The organism is Sphingomonas mangrovi, from assembly GCF_047975845.1.
Lineage (GTDB): Bacteria > Pseudomonadota > Alphaproteobacteria > Sphingomonadales > Sphingomonadaceae > Sphingomonas.
The window spans coordinates 1-2,967 of record NZ_JBIUCZ010000067.1 but is presented as its reverse complement, the minus strand read 5'-3'; the positions used below and the strand labels follow the sequence as shown (position 1 = coordinate 2,967).

At 68.9% G+C, this 2,967-nt stretch carries 3 protein-coding genes; 2 read left to right on the top strand and 1 reads right to left on the bottom strand.

Annotation, left to right across the window (positions count from 1 at the left end):
• Positions 1-184 precede the first annotated feature (184 nt).
• A complete protein-coding gene (locus ACBY01_RS17110) occupies positions 185-700 on the bottom strand; it encodes a YciE/YciF ferroxidase family protein (protein ID WP_416462194.1) in 516 nt (171 codons plus the stop codon).
• Positions 701-861: 161 nt separating this feature from the next.
• On the opposite strand from ACBY01_RS17110, the gene ACBY01_RS17105 reads away from it, so the two are divergent.
• Entirely contained in the window at positions 862-1,620 is a 759-nt protein-coding gene (locus ACBY01_RS17105; RefSeq protein WP_416462193.1) for an SDR family oxidoreductase, read from the top strand.
• Positions 1,617-2,747, top strand: a complete 1,131-nt coding sequence (locus ACBY01_RS17100) for a glycoside hydrolase family 130 protein (protein ID WP_416462192.1) — start codon at positions 1,617-1,619, stop codon at positions 2,745-2,747. The genes ACBY01_RS17105 and ACBY01_RS17100 overlap by 4 nt, the downstream gene beginning before the upstream one ends.
• Positions 2,748-2,967 lie beyond the last annotated feature (220 nt).

Here is a 2,967-nt window from a genome sequence, read left to right as displayed (position 1 = left end):
CGCCCGCTGCTCGGCCGAATAGTAGATCCGCTTGCGCTGCCTCATCGCTCACACCCTCCTCACCTCGAGAATGATGCGTTGCGACCACCGGTTGAACCCACAGGCGGTAGCGGACGTTGCCGCTTAGTACTGCCTCAGCTCGTGAAAGCAGGGGCGCCGAGCTTTCCCGGCGCCCCCCTCACAATCACGCCGTAGCGGCCTCGGCCTTCTGGTTGACCTTGCTTTCGGCCATCTTGGTGAGCTTGTCGTCGGTCGCCTTTTCCTCGTCGAGCGTTTCCTGGAGCACGCTCGCGCAGTCGGCGCGGCCCAGTTCCTTGGCCCAGGCGATCAGCGTGCCGTAGCGGGTGATCTCGTAATGCTCGACCGCCTGCGCGGCCGCGATCAGGGCGGCGTCGAGCACCTTCTTGTCGGCGATGTCGCCGGCGAGCTCGTTGGCTTCCTTGATGATGCCGTCGATCGCCGGGCAGGTCACCGCCTTGGCCTTGCTGCCGTGCATCTCGAACACGCGCTCCAGCCGGGCGATCTGGCCCTCGGTCTCCTTCAGATGCGTCTCGAAGCCCTTCCGCAGCTGCGCGTCGGTGGCCTTGTCGATCATCTTCGGCAGCGCCTTGGTGATCTGGTTCTCGGCGTAATAGATGTCCTGCAGCGTGTGGACGAACAGATCGTCCAGCGTCGCGATGTCCTTGGTGAAAAGGCCCATGACGGTCTCCTTGGGAAGCGGGGGGCGCCCGTCGCGCACGTCGTGGCGGGTCGCCGCATCAACGCGGCGCCCTAAGCGCGGTTGCAGCCCGCTCGACGATTGCAGCGTCGGAACTTCGGCGGGCGCAAAGGCTTGTTGGGGCGAACCGATCAGGAGCCTGCATGACCGACACCCGCGACGCCCACACCGCCGTTCTCCCGCTTGCCGGCCGCCGCGTGGCGATCACCGGCGGCACCACCGGCATCGGCCGCGCGATCGCGGTGCTCCTCGCGTCCGAAGGCGCGCGGGTGTTCGTGTGCGGGCACGACGGCGATCATCTGGCGGACGCGCTCGCCCGCATCCGCGAAGTGGGCGAGGGCGACGGCGTGGTGCTCGACCTCCGGCAGGCGGATGCGGCGCGCGGGTTCCTGGACATGGGGCGCGAACGGCTGGGCGGGCTCGACGCGGTGGTGCTCAACGCCGCGACGGCCGCCTCGGGCGTGACGGAGATGGACGAGGCGGCGCTGCGCGACGCGATCGCGCTCGACTTCACCGCCTATCTGGTGGGCGCGCACGCCGCCGCCGATCTGCTGGACGTGAACGGCGACCTGGTGCTGGTCGGATCGATGAGCGCGCATGTGCTCGGGCCGCACTCCACGGTCTACGCCGGGATCAAGGCGGGCATCGCCGGCTTTGCCGAGGCGCTGCGCCGCGAGCTCGGCCCCAAGGGCACCCGCGTCGGGCTGGTCGAGCCGGGCAAGACCGGCAGCAACATGCAGCTGCCCGACGTTCCCGTGGAAAAGCAGCGCGAGCAGATCCGCGAGGAGACGATGCTGCGCGCCGAGGACATCGCCGTCGGCGTCCATTATATGCTCACCCAGCCGCGCCGCACCGTGGTGCAGCAGCTGGTGCTCGTGCCGCGCGACCAGGCCGGCGAATGACCTACGCGGTCGACAGGCTGGTCTTCACCCCCGACGACGTCGACCTGTCGCGCTCGCCGCTGGCCGGGCAGCTCGACGCCGAGACCTATGTGCTCGGCGCGTTCAACCCCGGCCTCACCCGGCTGGCCAACGGCAATCTGCTGATGATGGTGCGCGTGGCCGAGGCGCTGCGCCAGCCGATCCGCGACGGCAAGGTCCATGCGATCCGCTGGGAGGGCGAGGAGGGCAGCGCCGGGCGCTACGTGCTCGACGGCTGGCCGCTCGAGCACGCCGACACCGCCGATCCGCGCAAGTTCCTGCTCACCGGCGGCAAGTGGCGGGTGATGGCGCTCACCTCGCTGTCGTGGCTGCTGCCGGTCGAACTGTCGGCGGACGGGCTGGAGGTGGTGGCGGTGCACTACGACCGCGCCGTCGCGCCCCAGGGCAGCTGGCAATGCTATGGCGTCGAGGATGCGCGCATCAGCCGCATCGACGGCCGCTACTGGATGACCACCTGCTCGGTGAGCCCGGAACGCCACTCGACCACGCTCTACAGCTCCGACGACGGGCTCGACTGGCGCTTCGAGGACATCGTCCTCGACCATCAGAACAAGGACATGCTGCTGTTCGAGGGGAAGGTCGACGGGCGCTACTGGGCGCAGACGCGGCCACTCGGCGACCTCTATTTCGCCTATCCGCCCGACAGCGAGTGGCGGCCCGGGCCGTCGATCAACCTCGCGACCTCGCCCGACCTGCTGCACTGGAAGCCGTATCGCAAGCCCGGCATCCGCCCGCATGCCGCGACCGTCGCCACCGCGCGCATGGGCGGCGGCACCCCGCCGATCCGCACCGATCGCGGCTGGCTGAGCCTGTGGCACGGGGTCGAGCCGCACGAGATCGTCGGCATCTATCGCACCTACTGGACGATCCTCGACGCCGACGACCCGAGCCGCACCGTCGCCACCCAGCACCCGCCGCTGCTGGAGGCCAACCCGGAACTGACCCGGCCGCTGGAGGACAAGATGTACGTGCGCGACGTGGTGTTCACGACCGGCATCGCCGAGCATGGCGACGTCTACGTGGTGGCGTCGGGGGAGGCGGACCTGGCGTGCCGGATCACCCATATTCCGAAGTCGGTGTTCGCCTAAACCCTCCTTCGTGCTCCTGCGCAGGCAGGAGCCCAGAGTCACACAGCGCAATGCCTGCGGCCCTGGGCTCCTGCCTGCGCAGGGGCACTTCGGGGGGGCGGCGTCCGCATACCCACTCCGTCATGCTGACGAAGGTCAGCATGTGGATTCACATTCGAAGTGCAACAGTTGGAATGCCTCGGCGGGGGTACGGAAGCCGAGGCACTTTCTGGGGGTGTTG

Bases quoted from the DNA above. Each gene is read 5' to 3' on its own strand.
- ACBY01_RS17110 (WP_416462194.1), bottom strand. From the start codon at position 700: ATGGGCCTTTTCACCAAGGACATCGCGACGCTGGACGATCTGTTCGTC.
- ACBY01_RS17105 (WP_416462193.1), top strand. From the start codon at position 862: ATGACCGACACCCGCGACGCCCACACCGCCGTTCTCCCGCTTGCCGGC.
- ACBY01_RS17100 (WP_416462192.1), top strand. From the start codon at position 1,617: ATGACCTACGCGGTCGACAGGCTGGTCTTCACCCCCGACGACGTCGAC.